We start from the raw sequence: 21079 nt of genomic DNA, 5'->3' as shown, positions 1-21079 counted from the left end.
GAGAGAAATAACAATGCCATACATTGTTGACGTATATGCACGCGAAGTATTAGACTCTCGCGGTAACCCAACAGTTGAAGTAGAAGTTTACACAGAATCTGGCGGCTTTGGCCGTGCACTAGTACCAAGTGGTGCTTCTACAGGTGAATATGAAGCAGTAGAACTACGTGACGGAGACAAAGACCGTTACCTTGGAAAAGGTGTTCTGACAGCTGTAAACAACGTAAACGAAATCATTGCACCAGAGCTTTTAGGCTTTGATGTCACTGAACAAGTAGCAATTGACAAAATGTTAATCGAACTTGACGGAACAGAAAACAAAGGGAAATTAGGCGCAAACGCAATCCTTGGCGTATCTATCGCTGTAGCACGTGCGGCTGCTGATTTCTTACAAATTCCACTTTACCAATACCTTGGTGGATTCAACTCCAAAACGCTTCCAGTGCCAATGATGAACATCGTCAACGGCGGAGAGCATGCGGATAACAACGTAGACATTCAAGAGTTCATGATTATGCCTGTAGGTGCCCCAAACTTCCGTGAAGCACTTCGCATGGGCGCACAAATCTTCCATAGCCTGAAATCTGTATTAAGTGCAAAAGGCTTAAACACAGCTGTAGGTGACGAAGGTGGATTCGCACCAAACCTTGGTTCTAACGAAGAAGCACTTCAAACAATCGTAGAAGCGATTGAAAAAGCTGGTTTCAAACCAGGTGAAGAAGTGAAACTTGCAATGGATGCTGCATCTTCTGAGTTCTACAACAAAGAAGACGGTAAATATCATTTATCAGGTGAAGGTGTTGTGAAAACATCTGCTGAAATGGTTGACTGGTATGAAGATATGGTATCGAAATACCCAATCATCTCGATCGAAGACGGCCTTGATGAAAACGACTGGGAAGGTCACAAACTATTAACTGAGCGCCTTGGCAGCAAGGTTCAGCTAGTAGGAGATGACTTATTCGTGACAAACACGAAGAAGCTTTCTGAAGGAATCAAAAACGGCGTTGGTAACTCAATCCTAATCAAAGTAAACCAAATCGGTACATTAACTGAAACATTTGATGCAATCGAAATGGCAAAACGTGCAGGATACACAGCTGTGATCTCTCACCGCTCTGGTGAAACAGAAGACAGCACAATTGCAGACATCGCTGTTGCAACAAACGCTGGACAAATCAAAACAGGTGCTCCGTCTCGTACGGACCGTGTGGCGAAATACAACCAATTACTTCGCATCGAAGATCAATTGGCTGAAACAGCTCAATACCACGGCATTGAAACATTCTATAACTTGAATAAATAATGTAATGCCACGCGCTGCGTTCCGCTCTTATATAAGAGTGGGCGCAGCGTTTTTTTGTTGAATGAGATCCCGCAGCTGTTTCAATAGTCGCATCCTATTTTTGTAAAAAGTCGTCCTTCGGTCAGAGGGAAAGCGCGCAGCTCGACTATTTATAAGCAATAGATCATGAAAAATCGACTAAAAATATGATCTGAAATGAACTTATGTTTTCTGTATGGGGGATGGTATCATTTTACATATATTAGGGGGTGATGAGATGCTGAATCCTTTTAGCCTTCGTTTTCCAGTAGGAGTGTATATGTATGTCCTTCACCTACTGGCGGCCTATGATGAAAGGAAGCAACGAATTCTAACTTCTAAGAACGTACAGAAAAATGCATTTTGGATTTATGTCCTTGCCGCTATTTTAGGTATTGTGACAGTCGCAGCATTGATTTGGGCATGCAAGACTTTTGGAAAAGGCTCTAAATTTCTAGGCGAATTCAAGTTCTTAGGCATGTACGTGAAAATCAAATGCGGTTTCTAACAGGGATGAGAACAGATGCGAGGCCATCTGTTCCATCTGAAACAAACGGAGGATTATGATGCTGACATTACAATTACAAGAAAAAACGTATAGCCGCACCTTCTCTCTCCGCCATATACAAATGAACGTGGAGAAAGGCCGGACGATGCTTCTTTTAGGACACAATGGGGCAGGAAAGACAACAATGATCCAAGCTATGTTTGGTCTGACGCCATTTACTGGCTGCGTTTCCTTACATGGTGAACAGCTGAACCTTCAATCCTCAGCACATATTTCCCTTTTGAAAAAACATGTTTCCTATATTCCTGATGATCATGCGTTGTTCGATTATTTAACACCGAGGGAATACTTTCAATTACTTCAGCTGCCACATGAGCAAGATGTCACACGGGAAGAGACATTCATCGATTTGTTTGAGCTGAATCCGTATATGGATCAGCCAATCGCTCAGCTGTCGCATGGCAATCAAAAGAAAACACAGATCATTTCGCAGCTCCTCAGACCGTGTGATTATTATGTGTTCGACGAGCCAACGAACGGACTTGATCCAGATATGATGATCATCTTAAAAAAGGTGCTCATGAAGCTGAGAGATCAAGGTGCTGGCATTCTGATTTCAACTCATCATTTGAGCTTTGGTGATACATTATATGATCATCTCATGATCTTAAGAAATGGTGACGTCAAGCTGAATATGTCCCGCCAAGAAACGAATCAGACATATCCTCATCAGGCACTTGAAGAGATTTATAAAGAAGTAAATCGAGATTACTATATGCAGGTGGAGAGGTTACTCAATGATTTGGACACGACACGTTCTTCATAAAATCGAATGGGGTATGCTGACAACGAAAGGAAAGCAGCTTGGAAAAAAGTATCCTTTGCAGCTTCTCGCAGCCGCCGTTTTTCTCTTGCTCATCTATGCGATATACGTTGTCATCAGCCTGCGCTTTTACATGCAGGCAGGTGAAAGTGAGCCGGCTGCGCTATACATCCAATTTGTCAAAATATCGCTCTTACTATTAGGAGCAGGGATTGTGTTATCCCGAAATAAACTGAAGCGCCAAGAATATCAATTCTACTTTTTGAACAGTGCGATACAAAGTGTACCCTTTGTCCTTTGTGCATATTTCTTTCCAATGCTTTTTTGCTTCCTCATGGCTGGACTGCTTTTTTTACCGATTGTATTAGGTCTTTTAATCACGGGTGTCATCCCATCTTTGTATTGGATCATCGTTGTCTGCATCACATGCGGCATCTTGGCACTTTATACGCTCTCTTCATGGATGCTGTTGCGGATCGGTGTAAGTCATTTCGTATCAAAAACAAAGGAGCATTTACTGCTGCAAACGATCGGCTTTGCGGCACTTCAAGTACTCATATTTCTTCTTTTTCAAAAAGCGGTGGAGATGATCCGTGTATGGCCGGCTGTCTATCTGACGTTGCTGGTGATCCTTCTAAGCGCTGGATGGCCATGGGTAAAAGGTTTAGCAGCTTGCTATGTTCATCAAATGTTTTTGCAGCTGAAAACAGAGATAAAGTCGTTTTCTTACCAGAAAATCAGGACGTATTCTTCCTTTCTGACGCACCTGCGGCAGGAAATGGTCTATTTCATTCGCTCAGCTGTTTTTAAAGAACAAGGCATTTTGTTCCTCTTTCTCGTTTGTTTGACGGCTATGCTCCCATTTGTTTTTACACCTGAAGAAACTGGATGGCTGTATGCCTTTATTGTGCAGTTTGCGTTAAAGGAAATATTGATCATGCTTCCACTGATGATTGGCAGAGAATATCATCTCAATCAACGGGCCATCTTTATGTTAAATACATCAAAGGGCGCGTATATATTGTCGAGAATTTTATTTTATTACACAATCAATTTACTCATTTATTTTGTCTATATTAGCCTTGCTTATTTGGTGATTGGAATTGAAAGTGAAGGTCATGGCTTGGCGAGTTTGTCCATTTTATTCATGACCGTCATGGCAGCCTGTACAGGGTTTGTCGTGAAAATCAGTGATTTTAATAAACTATTTGTCATCGTGATGATGATAGCTGTATTCAGCTTCATCGATATGCTTTTATTAGAGTGGCTGTCAGCTAATATGTTTCTTCTTGCCACCGCTTATCTGCTTGGTTCACTTGTCTTTTTCAGTTGTATATATGCAGTGATGTTAAAAAGGCCGATATTGCGATGATGGGGCTTGTCATTAGCTTACTAGCGGTTGTGCTCATACATGAACTCGGTCATATGCTGATGATCATGGTATGTAACAAAGTCGAAAAAAGGCCGCTCTTTGATTTTGTGGTAACGATTGATTGGAAGCATGTGGCGATCATTCATGAGACATTTGCCCGGCCGAGCTTTAATTTGATGGTGGCACTTGCAGGTCCACTGTTTCCGGTACTCTGCTCGATTGTGCTTTTTTTGATGTGGAAGCATCCGGTGAGTCATCAGCTGCTGTTTTTTTCTTTACTGAACACTGTGATGCTGCATCCAGCTTGCCCAGACGGGAAAAATATCACAGCCAGTTTAAAAGAGATGAAGGAGAGAAAGAGATGATCAAAGTATTCCATTCGTTTTCTAGCGGCTTAACACTTGCGATGCTGTATATATTTGCTGTGTTTATGACCCCTGTCTTTTTACTACTGTTAGAGGTTAATCATATCGAGTCAAGTCCAACGCTGTTTGGCATGCCATTTTATATCATGAAAATTGAAGAGTATCAATTCAGCTCTGAGGCGACGCTTTTTGGATGCGTTGTCTGCTTTTTAGCTGGCGCTGTGCTTTACTTATTCATTCAATATGTGATTCATGCTGTGAAAAAGCGAAGAGCATAAAAAAAGCAGGCTGAACAAAAAGTCAGTCTGCTTGAAATGTGAGTGACAGCCGTACCATATCTATACACTGAATCCCGTTTTCATAAATTGGTTCATCATAATGCTTAAGGAAGAAATCTCGATCGATCGACGTTAGACGAAAACCGCATTTTTGATAAAGTGCGAGCTGCTGAATACTCGAGTTGCCTGTGCCGATTTCAATCGTATGAAAACCAGCGACTTTCGCTTCAGCGATTGCATGGCGGACCAGCTGCTTCCCAATTCCCCTTCCTTGCCATGACTCCTTCACAGACACATTCATGATTTCCACTGTATGCTGAGAGAGCGATGTCAGTACGTAGACACCAATCACATCCTCTTCATGAAAGGCGGCATAACAAGAGCCGGATTGTACATAAGTGAGAACCTTTTCCTTTGAAGGATCAGCTAATAGTAAAAGATCCATTGGCAGAGGTTGATCATGAGATAATTGCCGAATCTGTATCACATTTTTTCGTCCTTTCTATTCTTTAATATACCCTTGTTTCACGCCCCAATCGTATTGGTCCTGTACCCACTGTGAGGGAGGATGATGAGTGACATTCGGGTCTTTTTTGACAGTTGGTTTCCTTGTAGACTGAGTGGTCTGCTTATTTGCTTGAGCAGTAGCTTTTGCTGCCGTCAGCTCTTTTTGAAGCTGGTCGACTTTTACCTCAAGCGCTTTACGCTGTTTGACCTCTTTTTCATAGGCTTTCTTTTCTTTTTTGAGCTTTTTTGTGACGGTGGCTATTTGCTTTTTTTGTTCATCATTTTTATGCTTCATATCTGTTTGATCTGATGTTAACTGCGAGAGCTTCAGATCGCTCGTTTTGCTTTCTTGCTGATGAGTTTTCTCTGCTTCTTCGATGGTCTGCTGCTGCCAAACAATCCAGCCACCTGAGGCTATAACTGCTACAGAAAGAAGAATGATCGTTATTGTTTTCTTCATGTGTGAACCCCTTTCTTTAAACCTCTATTATCATCGGTTAAAGATATACAGGTTTTAACATCATAAGGGAATATTCACATCAGAATGGCAGACACTATGAAAAAAGGAGGGTGTCTGTTGATTTCCTTTATGATTCATGTGGTCGTCTCATTATTTGCTGTATCAAACCCCATAGGAAACGTACCTCTTTTCATCACCTTAACAGAGGGCTATACAGAGAAAGAGCGCTCCCAGACAGCCAAAAAAGCCGTCGTGGTCTCTTTTATTATTTTGATCGCCTTTTTATTGGCAGGCAGGCTTATTTTCAAATTGTTTGGGATCGATATTCATGCACTCCGCATCGCTGGCGGTATTTTTATTTTTGGTATCGCTTATAATTTGCTGAATGCAAAAGAATCACACGTCCAAAATCCTCATTCGGAGGAGAAGGCAGAAAGCAAAGAGAAGGCAGATATCTCCGTTACGCCGCTCGCCATTCCGATCATCGCTGGTCCCGGTACAATCGCTACAGTCATGAGTTTAACCCCTGGAAGTCAAGGGATGCTCCACATGTTTTCGATTCTAATTGGCATTGTCATCGTTCTTGCTATGACGTATTATGCGTTTCATTATTCAAGTTTTATTATGCGAAAAATGGGGAAAACAGAGATGAATGTTGTGACGCGTTTGATGGGATTAATTCTGGCTGTAGTGGCAGTTGAAATGATCGGCGCAGGCTTAAAAGGGATGTTTCCGATGTTTATGTCATAAGTGTATATAAAAAAGCTGTTTTTTTCTACAAAGATGTAAAATAAAACAGCTTTTTTTAAGGTTTCGGCACATGCTTAAATACTTCTTCACTTTCAAAGAACTCAATTAAGCGGCTAATCCAATCATAGTAATCAAGACTTTCCTTGATTTCTGAAAGAAGCAGATTGATTTTATCCTCTGTTTCTTCTGGTAAATCTTCCTGTTCAAGCAGCTCTTGCAATTCCTTGCACGTTTTCTTATGTGCTTTACGGTTTTTACTGACAACACGGGTCCAATTGGCTGCAAACAATGAAATAAACGTTTGGTATTGATCTTGCTCAACGTCATAAAGATCTTTACGTATTCCTTTTTCATAAACCTTTTCCGCAATATTTAAATCGAGCATTTCTCGAACGACTTGACTCATCCTCGTTTTGCTCATGCCGGTCGCCTCTGATAGCTCTTCCAGCGTCATTGGTTTACGGTTCATGTGAATGATACCAAGCACTCTACCCACTGTAGAAGAAAGACCAAAGGCATTCATGTTCTCTGCAGCTTTTTCAATATAATGATCCTGTGCTTTTTGAATGGCGCCTAGCGCTTGCTTGTCCACTCCCCGCTTCATCCCTTCACGACTGACAATTTGTAACACAATATATCATATACCTGTTTGTTGATGAAAACAATAAATATTGAGTAATTGCTAGTAATTTGGAGGAAAAAGGAGAGATCTCTAGATATTACAGCGTTAACTGAAAATTTTATATAAATGTTATGCAATACAAACACATCATAAACTTTTTATTTTATAAAGTTTGCACTATAATTAATAAGGTGTAAATTTTCTGAATATATAGATCCAACTAATTGGAGGTGTCTCATTTGCTGAAACTAGAGAATGTATCTAAGACGTATAAAGGCGGAAAAAAAGCTGTCAAAAATATTGATTTAGACATAGCAAAAGGAGAATTTATTTGTTTTATTGGACCGAGTGGCTGTGGTAAGACCACAACCATGAAGATGATCAACCGACTCATCGAACCTTCCTCAGGAAACATTTTTATCGAGGGAGAAAATATCATGAAAAAAGATCCAGTTCAATTAAGAAGAGAAATCGGTTATGTGATTCAGCAAATTGGACTGTTCCCCCATATGACCATCGCGCAAAACATCTCACTTGTGCCGAAGCTGTTAAAATGGCCGGAAGAAAAACGGAAAGAGCGAGCACGTGAACTGCTGAAGCTCGTCGACATGGGCCCGGAATTTTTAGAGCGCTATCCTCATGAACTTAGTGGAGGACAGCAGCAGCGTATCGGAGTTCTTCGCGCACTAGCAGCAGAACCCCCTCTGATCCTCATGGACGAACCATTTGGTGCACTTGATCCAATTACACGAGATACTCTGCAGGAAGAATTTAAGAAGCTGCAAAAAACGTTAAATAAAACCATCGTATTCGTCACACATGACATGGATGAAGCAATTAAACTGGCTGACCGAATTGTGATTTTAAAAGATGGAGAGATTGTTCAAGTAGGCACACCAGAAGATATTTTGCGTAACCCTGCCAACGAGTTCGTTGAAGAATTCATTGGAAAAGAACGCCTGCTTCAGTCAAATCCGAATATGGAACGTGTAGAACAAATGATGAACACGTCACCAGTTACCATTACAGTCGAACAAACGTTGACTGATGCCATTTACATCATGAGAGAAAAGCGGGTCGATTCCTTGCTTGTAGTAGATGAACATGATGTGTTAAAAGGCTATATCGATATTGAAACTATTGATGCGAACCGCAGAAAAGCGGCTTTCGTTGGTGAGATCTTAAATACAGAGTTCTATACTGTACAAGAAGGCGCACTTCTCAGAGACACCGTTCGGAAAATCTTAATACGCGGTATTAAATATGTACCAGTTGTCGATGCCAAAGGGCATTTAAAAGGCATTGTGACACGGGCAAGTCTTGTAGATGTTGTGTACGACTCCATTTGGGGAGACGATACGCCAGCGTCTGCCATTGAAATGAACTAAGGGAGGTGGACACATGGATCAAATCATCGATTTTCTAGAGAAAAATGGTGGGGAACTCCTCACAAAAATGTGGGAGCATTTATATATTTCCTTAATTGCTGTCGTGCTAGGAATTATCGTTGCCGTTCCTTTAGGCGTCGTTCTCACGCGAATGAAACGAGGCGCAGGCTTTGTCATCGGTGTCGTAAATATCTTTCAAACACTCCCTAGTTTAGCGATTCTTGCATTTTTTATTCCTATTTTGGGAGTTGGGAAAATACCTGCAATCGTTGCTCTCTTTTTCTATTCGGTATTGCCTATTTTGAGAAATACGTATGCTGGCGTCCAAGGGGTGAACAAAAACCTTCTTGAATCCGGTAAAGGGATCGGCATGACGACATGGGAGCAAATTCGACTTGTGGAACTTCCGCTTGCTGTACCGATCATTATGGCAGGTGTCCGTACGTCAACGATTTATTTAATTGGCTGGACAACACTTGCTGCTTTTATTGGTGGAGGCGGTCTTGGTGACTACATTTTGATTGGACTTCAGCTATACCAGCCGGAATACATTATTGCAGGTGCCATCCCAGTCACTATTTTAGCAGTCATCATCGACTTTACATTGATGAAGCTGGAGAAAAAAGTAACACCAGAAGCCTTAAAAGGATTGAAGGAAGTTTCATAAGGAGTTGGCTTATGTGAAGAATCGAAAAACAAAATGGATCAGTGCACTGCTTGCCGGTTGCTTGTTATTGATAAGCGGCTGTTCACTTCCTGGACTAGCCGGCTCCTCAGGCAATACGCTACGGGTGGGAGCACAAAACTTTACCGAATCAGAAATAATGGCCTATATGGTGAGCGAGATCATCGAACATTACACAGATAAAAAGACAACCATTGTGAAAAACCTAGGCTCTAATACCGTACAGCAGAAAGCAATGGAAAATGGAGATATCGACATTTCTGCGACAAGATATACAGGGACAGATTTGACGAGTACGCTTGGAATGGATGCGGAAAAAGATCCGGAGCGTGCAATGGAAATCGTTCAAAAAGAATTTAAGAAACGCTATGATTACAAATGGTTTGATTCCTATGGCTTTGATAATACGTATGCCTTTGCCGTGACGCAAAAGATGGCGAAGGAAAACAAGTTAGAAACGGTCTCTGACTTGAAAAAGAATGCGAAGAATTACCGGTTCGGTGTCGATAATATTTGGCTTAAAAAGAAAGGCGACGGTTATGAAGGATTCGTGAAAACATACGGAATTGAATTTGGAAGCACGTATCCAATGCAGATTGGTTTAGTCTACGATGCATTAAAAAATGAAAAAATGGATATTGTGCTTGCCTATTCAACAGATGGACGAATCAAAGCCTATGACCTCAAAATTTTAAAAGATGATAAGCGGTTTTTCCCGCCATATGACGCATCGCCTGTTGTCCCGGAAAAAGTCTTAAAAGAGAATCCAGGGCTAGATAAGGTGATCAACAGACTGATCGGAAAAATCGATACAGAGCAAATGCAAGAGCTGAACTATCAAGTCGACGGGGAGCTTCAAGAACCAGCCACCGTTGCGAAGAATTTCCTGAAAAAGAACAATTACTTTGAGTAAGATGGGGAGGTGTCACGTCTGATGGACACACTGCAGCAATTATGGACGTATTATCAGCAGAACGGTTCATATGTGTTAGAAGAATTTTATCGGCATTTTCTCATGTCAGCGTATGGGGTGCTGTTTGCGGCAATAGTCGGAATTCCAGTAGGCATCTTTGTGGCGCATTACCGTAAGCTAAGCAATTGGATATTCGCCATTACCAACGTCATTCAAACCATACCGGCGTTGGCGATGCTTTCCGTGTTAATGCTTGTGTTAGGACTTGGCGCCAATACAGTCATCTTATCACTCTTTCTGTATTCGCTTCTGCCGATCATCCGCAACACGTATACAGGGATTGTCAGCATTGAACATGCTTATTTAGAATCGGGTAAAGCGATGGGCATGACGAAATGGCAAGTGCTGAGAATGGTTGAATTACCGCTTGCTTTATCGGTCATTATGGCTGGTTTAAGAACGGCACTGGTCATCGCCATCGGCATTACAGCGATTGGGACATTTGTTGGTGCAGGAGGTCTAGGTGATATCATCATCAGAGGATCAAACGCCACAAACGGAACAGCCATCATTTTAGCAGGTGCTATTCCAACTGCACTCATGGCCATTATCGCTGACCTAGTCATGGGCTGGCTCGAACGCTATTTAAGCCCAACGAACAAGAAAAAAGAAAGAAAAGCATTAGCTGAAAAAAACATGACATCTGCTTAAGTGGTTGAAATGACAAAACCTCCCTTACGTCTGTAAGGGAGGTTTTTTTATGATGATCAGGCAGTTCACATGCGGGGATTTTATGATTCAAGCGTGATCCATTCAGTAGACCACTTCGAAATTTCCTCAAAAACGGGTGCAAGGGAACGCCCCATATCAGTTAAAGAATACTCAATACGCACGGGTGTTTCAGCAAAAACCTCCCGTTTTACAATGCCTGCTGCTTCTAGCTCTTTTAATCTCTCAGATAATACTCTTCCGCTTAAATTTGTCAGAGCGGCCTCAATTTCACTAAAACGCTGCGGACCTGAGAGAAGCTGAAAAACAATCAGTGCAACCCAGCGTTTACTCAATAACTCAACTGCTTTTTCAAACCGCGGGCACATATCAGATTGATTCATCTTTCTTCACTCCAATCTGAACCCATTATACCGTAAATTTGTCATAAATCAGCTCAAAAAGCTTGTCAATGATCAAAACATTCTATGACGAACGGCTGTTTATTATAAATAACAGATAGCGGTTGAGGTCTTCTATTTCTTTTTTCGAAAGAGTTGACCAAATGTCTCCATCAAATAGTTCGAGATCGCCAAGTTCGTATTGCGCTGCGGCTTCCTTTATTTTGGATAGTGCCATTTCCTCTTCCTTCAACTGATGGACAGAAGAGACTTCCTCAATATAGCCCGCAGCCTGCATCATTTCCTCATAGGGAACCTTTAATGCACCGGCTAGTTTTTTTATCGTAGGAGGCTTCGGAATGCCGCGTTTCCCATTTTCAATACGAGAAATACCAGCAGCACTGACCTCTGAATACATCGCTAATTGGTTCACTGACAGCTTCTTTTCCTCACGTAATGCTCTTAAATATGCACCAAATTTCATCAAGGCAAAACCTCACATGGTTATAGATTAGATATATCTATTTTACTTGATTTGTTGACTATTGGCAACAAGTATACCATGAAAATATTGACATTAGTTAATAGTGAATGTATCTTAAGGTTATGCCCCGCTATTTGTTCGTCTTTTTTTGGTTGATGAGCGTGAGAAAGTATTCATTCAGCTGGCTGATGTCTTGTGCGGATAGCCTTTCCCATAGGTCACCGTCAAAAATGGGAAGATGTTCTACATCCTTTTGAAGCGCCGTTTGATAGATTTTCAACACGGATTCATATTTTGGTTTCATTTCATGAACTTGTTCCTGTTCAATATGACCGGCAAGCAGCATTAAATCCTCATAAGGCACCTTCAAAGCGTGTGCTAATTTTTTTATGGTTAAAGGCTTCGGCACACCACGCTTTCCATTTTCAATACGAGAAATACCAGCAGCGCTTACACCTGAATACATGGCGAGTTGATTGACAGACATTTTTCTATTTTCTCTTAAAATGCGTAATTGTTCACCAAAGTGATTCATGACATCGAACCTCACATTTCAGTATATGACTTATTTTAGTATGATCATTGACCAAAGGAAATAGCAGAGGGGTAAAAGTGTTGACTTAAGTTAATAGATCTGGTTCATATGAGCACCTACACGTTGTACATATTGATTCCATAGGAGGTTGTAATGATGGTCGAAAAGATTCAGATCAGGCGGACTTTTGTCATGCAGTATATGATCGAAAACGATATGTCTTTAAATCAGCTCGCTGATGAAATTGGCATTTCTCCTGCTACACTTAGCAGGGTATTAAATGGTCACCGGAAACCAGGCCAGCTTGTCATTGGCAAAATGATTCATTACTTTGATAAAAAATTTGAAGATCTATTTTACTATGAAAATGTTGACAAAAGTCAATGAATGAAATGATCAAGGAGGCAATGTCGTTGAAAAGAACTGGGATGGTCAGACATATTGATTCACTAGGCAGAATTGTTCTGCCTTCAGAAATGCGCAAGGTGCTCAATATTAAAGAAGAGCAGCTGTTAGAAATTTTCATTGAAGATCAAACCATCATGCTGAAAAAATATGATGCTGATAAGAGCTGCCTGTTAACTGGACAAGTGACGAAGTATAACAAAAGCTATGGAAATGGGAAAGTGATGCTGAGTCCTGAAGGAGCTGAACGTTTGTTAGTAGAATTAAAACAGCTATTGAAAGAAGAAGCAACCCGTTAAAAACGTGTTTTTAACCGAAAATTGCATATGAAAAATGCTGCATACTACTCTTTGGAATGAAATTGAATCAAAATAACGAATAAAGTCGAGAATATAGAGGGAATCTTTATTTTGATGTTTCGTGACATGCACCTTGTTTTCATGTAAAATAAAGTTATGTGTACCAGTTTGTCTGGAGGTGTTTTCATGCACGCATTTGTTATTACATTACTCGTAATTGTCAGTATCGCACTTATCATCGTTGTATTGTTACAATCTAGTAAAAGTGCTGGACTGTCAGGCGCTATTTCAGGTGGAGCCGAGCAGCTTTTCGGTAAGCAAAAAGCGAGAGGTCTTGACTTGATACTTCACCGTTTAACGGTTATTTTGTCAGTGCTTTTCTTCATTTTAACACTTGCATTGGCATATTTAGGCGTGTAAAGCGCGAGTAACAGAAGGTCTGATCTTTTTTCAGACCTTTTTTTATTATCAGCACTCTTTAGTGTTTGTTTCATACATACAAGTGGAAAATATAAACCATATCAGAAGGAAAGGAAGTCACATCATGAAAGTTGTTACACCAAAACCATTTACGTTTAAAGGTGGAGAAAAGGCAGTGCTTCTTCTTCACGGTTTTACTGGGAATACAGCCGATGTTCGAATGCTGGGCCGTTATTTGAACGAAAGAGGCTATACGTGTCATGCACCACAATATAAAGGACACGGTGTGCCGCCAGAAGAGCTTGTCCATTTTGGACCGGATGACTGGTGGAAGGATGTACAAGAAGGCTATCAATTCTTAAAGGATGAAGGCTATGAGGAAATCGCGGTTTGCGGCCTATCCCTCGGAGGAGTTTTTTCATTGAAATTAGGTTACACTGTACCTGTAAAGGGAATTGTACCTATGTGTGCACCTATGTACATAAAAAGTGAAGAAGTCATGTACCAGGGTGTACTAGAATATGCCCGTAACTATAAGAAATTCGAGGGTAAGACAGAGGACCAAATTGAACAGGAAATGGAAGAGTTCAAGAAAACGCCAATGGATACACTTAAGAGCCTGCAAGAACTCATTGCAGATGTTAGAAACAATGTCGACATGATTTATTCACCTACTTTTGTTGTTCAGGCACGTCACGATCATATGATTAATACAGACAGTGCGAATATCATTTACAACGAAGTAGAGACAGATCAAAAGCATTTGACATGGTATGAAGAATCAGGCCATGCGATCACGCTTGATAAAGAGCGCGAGAAGGTTCATCAGGATGTATATGCATTCCTAGAATCACTTGATTGGTCAATTTAAATATATAGGGGGTTAGAGTGTGCAAAAAGAAGAATTTATGAATGAACTACTCGCTTTTATGAAAGATGAAGCGTATAAACCGTTAACCGTTCAAGAGCTGGAAGTGATGATGGAGATTACCAATCCAGATGATTATAAAGAGCTCGTCAAAGCGCTTGTGATTCTGGAAGATCAAGGACTCATCGTTCGCACGCGCAGCGATCGCTACGGTGTACCAGAAAAAATGAACTTGGTAAAAGGAAAGCTGTCTGCTCATGCAAAAGGCTTTGCATTTGTGACACCAGAAGAGTTTGGACAGGATGATATTTTCATTCCGCCTAATGAGCTAGGCACAGCGATGAATGGTGATACGGTCATGGTTCGTGTCAGCCACAAATCAAACGGCACAAAAAAAGAAGGAACGGTCATCCGAATTCTGGAGCGTAATACTCAGACGGTTGTCGGTACCTACACAGAAACGAAAAGCTTTGGCTTTGTCATTCCTGATGATAAAAAAATCACAACCGATATCTTCATTCCGAAATCCGCTAAAAATGGAGCGGTCGAAGGGCATAAAGTGGTCGTGACGCTGACTAGCTACCCAGAAGGAAGAATGAGTGCAGAGGGCGAAGTGACTGAAATCCTCGGTCATAAAAATGACCCTGGCATTGATATACTATCAATCATTCATAAACACGGCCTGCCAGGGGAGTTCCCAGAAGAAGCGCTCCAGCAGGCAGTAGACACACCTGAAACGATTGATGAAAAAGACCTCGAAGGCAGGCGAGATCTGCGCAACGAAACGATTGTCACCATTGACGGAGCAGATGCGAAGGACTTAGATGATGCCGTTACGGTGCAAAAGCTGGATGATGGCAAATATAAGCTAGGGGTGCATATTGCAGATGTCTCTCATTATGTCACTGAGAACTCCCCGATTGATCAGGAAGCTTATGAGCGTGGAACGAGTGTGTATCTCGTAGACCGCGTCATTCCGATGATCCCGCACCGCCTGTCAAACGGTATTTGCTCATTGAATCCGAAGGTCGATCGTCTCACACTGTCTTGTGAAATGGTCATTGATCGAAATGGGAAGGTCGTGAAACACGAGATTTTCCAAAGTGTGATCAAAACGACGGAAAGAATGACCTATACTGATGTGAATAAGATTTTAGTCGATGAAGACGAAGAGCTTATTGACAAATACGAGCCGCTCGTCCCAATGTTCCAAGAGATGGAGAAGCTTGCAGAGATCCTTCGCGAAAAACGGATGGAGCGCGGGGCAGTAGACTTTGACTTCAAGGAAGCAAAAGTGCTTGTAGATGATGAAGGCGCAGCAAAAGATGTTGTCGTTCGCGAGCGTTCAGTCGCAGAGAAATTAATTGAAGAATTCATGCTTGTTGCTAACGAAACAGTTGCAGAGCATTTCCACTGGTTGAATGTACCTTTCATCTATCGAATTCACGAAGAACCAAATCCTGAAAAGCTTCAGCGCTTTTTAGAGTTCGTGACAACGTTTGGTTACATTGTGAAAGGAACGTCGACAAACATCCATCCACGTGCACTTCAAAGTGTACTTGATGCTGTGAGGGATCAACCAGAAGAAGTTGTGATACAAACCGTGATGCTTCGTTCGATGAAACAGGCGAAATATGATCCGGAAAGCATCGGCCATTTTGGTTTATCAACGGAATTCTATACACATTTCACATCACCGATCCGCCGTTATCCGGATTTAATCGTGCATAGACTGATTAGAACCTATTTGATTCAGAAAAAGACAGACGAAGCAACCCTAGAAAAGTGGGGCCAGCTGCTTCCTGAAATTGCAGATCATGCGTCTACAATGGAGCGCCGCTCAGTTGATGCAGAACGTGAAACAGATGATCTCAAGAAGGCAGAATTTATGCTTGATAAAATCGGTGAAGAATTTGATGGCATGATTAGTTCCGTGACGAACTTCGGACTATTCGTTGAACTGCCGAATACAATTGAAGGCCTTGTCCATGTCAGCTATATGACAGACGACTACTATCGCTTTGATGAGCAGCACTTTGCCATGATCGGTGAACGCACAGGAAATGTCTACCGTATCGGTGATGAAATCACAGTCAAAGTGGTGAATGTCAATAAAGATGAGCACTCGATTGATTTTGAAATCGTCGGCATGAAAGGCACCCGCCGAAAATCGCCAAAAGATTTTAAGTTTAAAAAACGAACAGATTCACCAGCGAAAAAAGGGCGCGGAGGTCAAAATGCCTCTGGTGATAAAGCCAAAGAGGATAAAGGCGGAAGTGACTGGTTCACAGGCCGTAAAAAGAAGAAAAAGAAAAAACGTGTATTTGATAACGCGCCAAAACAAAAGCGTAAAAAGAAAAAGTAACGTGACAAAAAGCAAATAGGGCATCACGCTCTATTTGCTTTTTGACCACATAGCGTCATCATTGTCGAAAGCTGGATTGTTTGATAAAATAATCCGTACGATTTGGACCGTGTTTGTGTCAAAAGGAGGGTGTACGCCAATGCCAAAGGGAGAGGGAAAGGTTGTTTCCCAAAACAAAAAAGCAAATCATGACTATTTTATAGAAGAAACATATGAAGCCGGCCTTGTGTTACAAGGAACTGAAATCAAATCGATTCGTGCAGGAAAAGTGAATTTAAAAGATTCCTTTGCCAAAATCGAGCGGGGAGAAGTGTTTCTTCATAACATGCACGTGAGCCCATACGAGCAGGGGAACCGTTATAACCATGATCCGCTGAGAACGAGAAAGCTGCTGCTTCATCGCAAGCAAATCAGCAAATTGATTGGTGTGACAAAGGAAGAAGGCTACTCACTCGTACCGCTGAAACTCTATTTAAAAAATGGCTTCGCCAAAGTGTTGATCGGAATTGGTAAAGGGAAAAAGAAATACGATAAACGTGAAGATCTAAAGAAAAAAGATGCAAAACGCGAAATCGACCGTGCCTTCCGTGATCGTCAAAAGCAATTCTAGCCTGATGCAGATGGCTTGCTGAGAGCGGAAGCATTATGCTACAATATGTTATGCAGTAAACAATCATCGCTTTTCTTACAGAAAACACCAGTTGTTTCAAGCGATGAGATTGTTATAATAGTTATATACGGAAGCAGTTAAGCTGAACTTCCATCCCGTATATCCCTTTTACAAGGGGACGTTACGGATTCGACAGGGGCGGTTCGAGCTTGAGCTGCGAGCCGAGAGGCGATCTCGTTAACACGCACTAAATGTAACTGGCAAAACTAAAAGTTTTAACCAAAACTTAGCACTAGCTGCCTAATAAGTGCAGCGAGCTCTTCCTGACATCGCCTATGTGTCTGTGAGGAGCCCAATGAAGTAGGCTACGCTTACGTTTTCGTCTGAGGACGTAAGAAGAGATCCATCAGACTAGCTCTCCAAGCGCCCGTCAGCAGGCATGAGGATGAGTGAACACCAAATATGTTGACTACGCTCGTAGACGCTTAAGTAATCGATGTCTCTGGACGTGGGTTCGACTCCCACCGTCTCCATACATATGATTTCGGAGGAAATCAATAAGGTCAAAGTCCTTTCATATTAAGGGTTTTGGCTTTTTTCTATTGTCGGTGATTTAAATTTACCAGCTACCTGAAGAGTTACCAACTCCAATGTCTTTGGTTAAAGTTTCTATTTTTTGCAGTTACGTTTTGTTGTTGGAACATTTATAATTGAATGTAATATTGCATTATATTTACAAGGTTATTGTCGAGAAAATAAATTTAGAATGAGGTACATAACATGATCAACTTCCAAGATAAAGTCAGCTTCATTTGGTCAATTGCAGAGATTTTACGTGGACCATATAAGCCAGAAGACTACGGTGAAATTATTTTACCATTAGCTGTATTACGCCGTTTTGACTGCGTATTAGAAAGCACAAAAGAAGAAGTGTTAGTGAAAGCAGAGCAGTATCCAAATATGACAGATGAAGCACGTGAGCAGATTTTAAATCGTGTTTCTAAGCAAAACTTTCACAACATAAGTAAGTATGATTTTAACAAACTATTAACAGACGCTGATAATATCGCTGATAACTTACGTGACTATATAAATGGTTTCTCGAAAGTGGCTCGTGATATCATGGAGCACTTCGACTTTGATCGCCAAATCGATAAGCTTGATCAAAATGACTTATTATACTTAACGATTAAACGTTTTAGTGAAATCGATTTACATCCAGAAACAGTTTCAAACATTGAGATGGGCTATGTATTTGAGGAACTAATTCGTCGTTTCAATGAGTATTCAGAAGCAGGGGATCATTACACGCCACGTGAAGTTATTCGTTTAATGACACATTTGTTATTTTTACATGATGATGCGAGTATTTTAACGAAACCAGGTTTAACACAAACGTTGTATGACTGTGCAGCTGGTACAGGTGGTATGGGTTCAGTTGCGCAAGAATATTTACTTAATCAAAATCCAACAGCACATTTAGAATTCTTCGGCCAAGAAATTAACCCTGAATCCTATGCAATTTGTAAAGCAGACCTACTTATTAAAGGTGAAGATGCACGTAACATTCGTTTAGGAAACACGTTATCAAACGATCAATTCCCACATGATACATTTGATTACTTAATTTCAAATCCACCGTACGGAGTGGACTGGAAATCATATGAGAAGGCGATTAAAAATGAACATGAGAAACAAGGTTTTGATGGTCGATTTGGCCCTGGTACGCCTCGTACAAGTGACGGGCAACTATTATTCCTCATGCACTTAATCTCAAAAATGAAGCCAGTCACAGCAGAAATTCCTCAAGGCTCTCGATTAGCCATTATTATGAATGGCTCGCCGTTATTTACAGGTGATGCAGGTTCTGGTGAAAGTGAGATTCGAAAGTATGTGCTTGAAAACGACTTAGTAGAAGGTATTGTCGCATTGCCGAATGATCTCTTCTACAACACAGGCATTGCAACGTACATTTGGATTTTAACAAACAATAAAGCACCTCTTCATAAAGGGAAAGTGCGGTTAGTCAATGCTGTAGACTTCTCGAAAAAAATGAAAAAGTCGATGGGTAGCAAACGTAACGAAATTACGGAAGAGCAAATGAATGAGATTGTTCGTTTATACGGCGATGCACAGCCAAACGAGTACGTGAAGATTTTTGAGAATGAAGACTTTGGTTATTCGAAAATTACAGTAGAACGTCCATTACGTTTAAACTTCCAAGTAAATGAAGAGCGCTTGGCATGTGTTGTAGCGCAAAAAGGCTTTGAGAACTTAGCGATATCGAAGAAAAAAGGCGATGCAGGTCATTTTGAAATCGAAGAAGGGAAAAAGCTGCAAACACAAATTTTATATGTGTTACGCACGTTAGAAAGCGATACAGTATATAAAAATCGTGACGAGTTTAAGAAAGTACTAAAAGATGCATTAAAACAAGCGGGCATTACTATCGGAGCACCTGTATTAAAAGCAATTTTAGCTGGTCTATCTGAAAAAGATGAAACAGCTGACGTATGTATGAAAAATAAAACAGACATCGAACCTGATCCTGATTTGCGTGATACTGAAAATGTACCGTTAAAAGATAACATTCATGATTATTTTGCAAGTGAAGTATTACCACATGTACCAGATGCATGGATTGATGAAACAAAAACAAAAATCGGCTACGAAATTCCTTTTACTCGCCATTTTTACAAATACACTGAATTACGTAGCTCAGCAGAAATTATGGAAGAGATTCGTGCATTAGAAGCGGAGATTACTGACCAGTTAAAGAAGGTGATGGTATGACTGTAGTTTTAAAGAAAAGTAAATTGAAATATCATTTAAAAGTTAAGAATGGTCGAGAAGTAACAAATGAAGTGGATTATGGTAAAAATGTTATTGACGTATATGGTTCGGGTGGAGTTTTTAAATATACTAATAAAAAACTATTTACTGGGCCTTCAGTATTATTTGGTCGAAAAGGAACGATAGGTAAACCTTTATATGTTGAAGGTGATTTTTGGGCTGTAGATACTATGTATTACACTGAGGTTTATTCAGGTAATTCTCCGAGATATTTTTATTATCTGTTAAAGGTATTTCCCTGGGAAAAAATTGTAACTCAAACAGCTTTGCCTAGCATTGTAGGGTCAGAGCTAGAAAATTGTGAAGTAAATATCCCATCTGAAGAAGTCCAAAAAATCATAGCAAAATTTTTAGATCGTAAATGTATTGAAATTGAGACTTTATTGAAGCATAAAGAACGTCTGTTAATATTATTGGAACAACAACGCCAATCAATCATCATAGAAGCTGTTACGAAAGGTTTAAATCCGAATGTGAAAATGAAAGATTCGGGTGTTGAGTGGATTGGTGAGGTTCCAGAGCATTGGGAGATAAAAAAGATTAAGCACATTACACAAGTAAAAAGAGGAGCGTCGCCTAGACCTATTGATGATCCAAAGTATTTTGATGATGATGGAGAATATGCATGGGTACGAATAGCTGATGTTTCAAGAGCAGGAATGTATTTAAATGAAACATCACAAATAATGTCTGAATTAGGTGCTTCTTTAAGCATCAAACAATACCCAGGTGATTTATTTGTTAGTATTGCAGGTACTGTAGGAAAACCATGTATATCCAATATAAAATGTTGTATTCACGATGGATTTGTCTATTTCCCAAATTATAAGTATAATAAGAAATTTTTATACTATATATTTGCGTGTGGTCAGTCATATAAAGGTTTAGGGAAAATGGGGACTCAATTAAATCTAAATACAGACACAATTGGTGAGATAAAAATACCCTGGCCATCCGTAAAAGAGCAAGAGGATATTTTAAATAGACTTGAAGAAGATGTAAATAAACTTGATAAATTGATAGGGTTGGTGAACTTTCAAATTAAAAAACTAACTGAATACCGTCAATCCCTAATCTACGAAGCAGTAACAGGCAAAATCGACGTACGTGTTATGGAACTTGATGAAGTGAGGTGA

25 protein-coding genes and 1 other RNA gene are annotated in these 21079 nt (G+C 40.6%); 20 read left to right on the top strand and 6 right to left on the bottom strand.

The features are described 5' to 3' along the window. The first annotated feature begins 13 nt into the window (after positions 1 to 13). The 6 genes from eno (at position 14) to MHI16_RS15715 (ending at position 4670) form a co-directional block, all read left to right on the top strand. Entirely contained in the window at positions 14 to 1306 is a 1293-nt protein-coding gene (eno, locus tag MHI16_RS15740) for a phosphopyruvate hydratase (protein ID WP_012011300.1), read from the top strand. A gap of 256 nt (positions 1307 to 1562) precedes the next feature. After that, entirely contained in the window at positions 1563 to 1832 is a 270-nt protein-coding gene (locus MHI16_RS15735) for a hypothetical protein (protein ID WP_012011299.1), read from the top strand. A gap of 58 nt (positions 1833 to 1890) precedes the next feature. Next, on the top strand, positions 1891 to 2658 hold the full coding sequence (locus MHI16_RS15730; RefSeq protein ID WP_058013661.1) for an ABC transporter ATP-binding protein: 768 nt from the start codon (positions 1891 to 1893) through the stop codon (positions 2656 to 2658). Next, positions 2630 to 4027, top strand: coding sequence for a hypothetical protein (locus MHI16_RS15725; protein ID WP_058013662.1), 1398 nt, complete (start codon positions 2630 to 2632; stop codon positions 4025 to 4027). The genes MHI16_RS15730 and MHI16_RS15725 overlap by 29 nt, the downstream gene beginning before the upstream one ends. Continuing rightward, positions 4024 to 4392 (top strand): hypothetical protein, encoded by a 369-nt coding sequence (locus MHI16_RS15720; RefSeq protein ID WP_058013663.1) that lies wholly within the window; start codon positions 4024 to 4026, stop codon positions 4390 to 4392. The genes MHI16_RS15725 and MHI16_RS15720 overlap by 4 nt, the downstream gene beginning before the upstream one ends. After that, on the top strand, positions 4389 to 4670 hold the full coding sequence (locus MHI16_RS15715) for a hypothetical protein (protein ID WP_180310076.1): 282 nt from the start codon (positions 4389 to 4391) through the stop codon (positions 4668 to 4670). The genes MHI16_RS15720 and MHI16_RS15715 overlap by 4 nt, the downstream gene beginning before the upstream one ends. A gap of 22 nt (positions 4671 to 4692) precedes the next feature. On the opposite strand, the gene MHI16_RS15710 is transcribed toward MHI16_RS15715, so the two are convergent. Both MHI16_RS15710 and MHI16_RS15705 read right to left on the bottom strand, forming a co-directional pair. After that, positions 4693 to 5157 carry a GNAT family N-acetyltransferase gene (locus MHI16_RS15710; RefSeq protein WP_081042270.1) on the bottom strand — a complete coding sequence of 155 codons (465 nt, stop codon included), beginning with the start codon at positions 5155 to 5157 and terminating at the stop codon, positions 4693 to 4695. Positions 5158 to 5172: 15 nt separating this feature from the next. Beyond that, positions 5173 to 5637, bottom strand: coding sequence for a hypothetical protein (locus tag MHI16_RS15705; RefSeq protein WP_058013665.1), 465 nt, complete (start codon positions 5635 to 5637; stop codon positions 5173 to 5175). 117 nt (positions 5638 to 5754) lie between these two features. Here MHI16_RS15705 and MHI16_RS15700 point away from each other — a divergent pair, with 117 nt between their 5' ends. Further along, complete coding sequence (locus tag MHI16_RS15700) at positions 5755 to 6387, top strand: NAAT family transporter (protein WP_058013666.1); 633 nt, start codon at positions 5755 to 5757, stop codon at positions 6385 to 6387. 55 nt (positions 6388 to 6442) lie between these two features. Here MHI16_RS15700 and MHI16_RS15695 read toward each other — a convergent pair whose 3' ends face one another. After that, positions 6443 to 6979: a GbsR/MarR family transcriptional regulator gene (locus tag MHI16_RS15695; RefSeq protein ID WP_012011291.1), complete on the bottom strand. Its 537-nt coding sequence runs from the start codon at positions 6977 to 6979 to the stop codon at positions 6443 to 6445. A gap of 269 nt (positions 6980 to 7248) precedes the next feature. Between MHI16_RS15695 and MHI16_RS15690 the strand changes: the two genes are divergently transcribed. From MHI16_RS15690 to MHI16_RS15675, 4 genes are read left to right on the top strand one after another with little or no spacing between them, the layout of a single operon-like run. Further along, positions 7249 to 8397: a betaine/proline/choline family ABC transporter ATP-binding protein gene (locus tag MHI16_RS15690; RefSeq protein WP_003212926.1), complete on the top strand. Its 1149-nt coding sequence runs from the start codon at positions 7249 to 7251 to the stop codon at positions 8395 to 8397. A 13-nt stretch (positions 8398 to 8410) separates the two neighbouring features. Continuing rightward, positions 8411 to 9064: an ABC transporter permease gene (locus MHI16_RS15685; protein WP_058013667.1), complete on the top strand. Its 654-nt coding sequence runs from the start codon at positions 8411 to 8413 to the stop codon at positions 9062 to 9064. A gap of 13 nt (positions 9065 to 9077) precedes the next feature. Then, positions 9078 to 9995 carry an osmoprotectant ABC transporter substrate-binding protein gene (locus MHI16_RS15680; protein ID WP_058013668.1) on the top strand — a complete coding sequence of 306 codons (918 nt, stop codon included), beginning with the start codon at positions 9078 to 9080 and terminating at the stop codon, positions 9993 to 9995. A 21-nt stretch (positions 9996 to 10016) separates the two neighbouring features. Next, positions 10017 to 10706, top strand: coding sequence for an ABC transporter permease (locus MHI16_RS15675; RefSeq protein WP_044138966.1), 690 nt, complete (start codon positions 10017 to 10019; stop codon positions 10704 to 10706). Positions 10707 to 10786: 80 nt separating this feature from the next. Here the strand turns inward: MHI16_RS15675 and MHI16_RS15670 are convergent, their stop codons facing one another. The 3 genes from MHI16_RS15670 to MHI16_RS15660 all read right to left on the bottom strand — a co-directional run bounded on the left by MHI16_RS15670 (position 10787) and on the right by MHI16_RS15660 (position 12123). Continuing rightward, the gene (locus MHI16_RS15670) at positions 10787 to 11107 is read right to left on the bottom strand and encodes a helix-turn-helix domain-containing protein (RefSeq protein ID WP_058013669.1); all 321 of its coding nucleotides are present in this window, start codon (positions 11105 to 11107) and stop codon (positions 10787 to 10789) included. A gap of 82 nt (positions 11108 to 11189) precedes the next feature. Further along, positions 11190 to 11588, bottom strand: coding sequence for a helix-turn-helix transcriptional regulator (locus MHI16_RS15665; RefSeq protein ID WP_058013670.1), 399 nt, complete (start codon positions 11586 to 11588; stop codon positions 11190 to 11192). A 130-nt stretch (positions 11589 to 11718) separates the two neighbouring features. Beyond that, positions 11719 to 12123 carry a helix-turn-helix transcriptional regulator gene (locus MHI16_RS15660; RefSeq protein ID WP_044138963.1) on the bottom strand — a complete coding sequence of 135 codons (405 nt, stop codon included), beginning with the start codon at positions 12121 to 12123 and terminating at the stop codon, positions 11719 to 11721. Positions 12124 to 12276: 153 nt separating this feature from the next. On the opposite strand from MHI16_RS15660, the gene MHI16_RS15655 reads away from it, so the two are divergent. The 9 genes from MHI16_RS15655 to MHI16_RS15615 all read left to right on the top strand — a co-directional run bounded on the left by MHI16_RS15655 (position 12277) and on the right by MHI16_RS15615 (position 21079). Next, positions 12277 to 12510: a helix-turn-helix transcriptional regulator gene (locus MHI16_RS15655; protein ID WP_099681964.1), complete on the top strand. Its 234-nt coding sequence runs from the start codon at positions 12277 to 12279 to the stop codon at positions 12508 to 12510. Between the two features lie 26 nt (positions 12511 to 12536). After that, positions 12537 to 12827: an AbrB/MazE/SpoVT family DNA-binding domain-containing protein gene (locus MHI16_RS15650; protein WP_003213714.1), complete on the top strand. Its 291-nt coding sequence runs from the start codon at positions 12537 to 12539 to the stop codon at positions 12825 to 12827. A 186-nt stretch (positions 12828 to 13013) separates the two neighbouring features. Further along, the gene (gene secG, locus MHI16_RS15645) at positions 13014 to 13247 is read left to right on the top strand and encodes a preprotein translocase subunit SecG (RefSeq protein WP_003212746.1); all 234 of its coding nucleotides are present in this window, start codon (positions 13014 to 13016) and stop codon (positions 13245 to 13247) included. Positions 13248 to 13371: 124 nt separating this feature from the next. After that, entirely contained in the window at positions 13372 to 14118 is a 747-nt protein-coding gene (locus MHI16_RS15640; RefSeq protein ID WP_058013671.1) for a carboxylesterase, read from the top strand. A gap of 19 nt (positions 14119 to 14137) precedes the next feature. After that, entirely contained in the window at positions 14138 to 16480 is a 2343-nt protein-coding gene (gene rnr, locus MHI16_RS15635) for a ribonuclease R (RefSeq protein WP_058013672.1), read from the top strand. Between the two features lie 139 nt (positions 16481 to 16619). Beyond that, entirely contained in the window at positions 16620 to 17090 is a 471-nt protein-coding gene (gene smpB, locus MHI16_RS15630) for an SsrA-binding protein SmpB (protein ID WP_058013673.1), read from the top strand. A 174-nt stretch (positions 17091 to 17264) separates the two neighbouring features. After that, positions 17265 to 17626: a transfer-messenger RNA gene (gene ssrA, locus MHI16_RS15625) on the top strand. Between the two features lie 244 nt (positions 17627 to 17870). Continuing rightward, entirely contained in the window at positions 17871 to 19883 is a 2013-nt protein-coding gene (locus tag MHI16_RS15620; protein ID WP_058013674.1) for a class I SAM-dependent DNA methyltransferase, read from the top strand. Continuing rightward, on the top strand, positions 19880 to 21079 hold the full coding sequence (locus MHI16_RS15615) for a restriction endonuclease subunit S (protein ID WP_058013675.1): 1200 nt from the start codon (positions 19880 to 19882) through the stop codon (positions 21077 to 21079). Before MHI16_RS15620 ends, MHI16_RS15615 begins: the two co-directional genes overlap by 4 nt.

It is taken from the genome of Bacillus sp. FSL K6-0923 (genome assembly GCF_038630825.1).
Taxonomy (GTDB): domain Bacteria; phylum Bacillota; class Bacilli; order Bacillales; family Bacillaceae; genus Bacillus; species Bacillus pumilus.
The sequence above is the reverse complement of the archived record's forward strand: the minus strand, read 5'-3'. Positions and strand labels throughout refer to the sequence as shown.